At 64.2% G+C, this 332-nt stretch carries 1 protein-coding gene; it reads right to left on the minus strand.

From position 1 onward, the window contains the following. A partial coding sequence (locus ACLZOT_RS51005; RefSeq protein WP_416976119.1) for a helix-turn-helix domain-containing protein occupies positions 1-261 on the minus strand: 261 nt, incomplete at its 3' end. Positions 262-332 lie beyond the last annotated feature (71 nt).

Here is a 332-nt window from a genome sequence, read left to right on the forward strand (position 1 = left end):
GGCCAGCTCCTGCTCAAGCACCTCGAAAAGTGCCCCACTCAGTTTGGGCCTTGACGCCGGCCCCTTCGATTGCAGGGCTGACGTTCCGCCGTGCTCCCATGCCCGATGCCATCGCTGCACCGACCGCACGCTGACACGTAACTGCTTGGCGATGGCGGCGTTGTCGTGTCCCAGAGCGAATAGCTCGGACGCCTGCATCCGGATGTGCTCGCGAAACGCCCGTCGCTCCGCGGTCAGCCCGCCCCCTTGCGGATACCTCATGTGTCCGGTCCTACTGCGACAACCACCGTCTGTCAGCACACGACATCACCGCAGCAAGGTCAGTAATGCGG

The sequence above is a fragment of the Streptomyces sp. 4F14 genome (genome assembly GCF_048159485.1).
GTDB lineage: Bacteria > Actinomycetota > Actinomycetes > Streptomycetales > Streptomycetaceae > Streptomyces.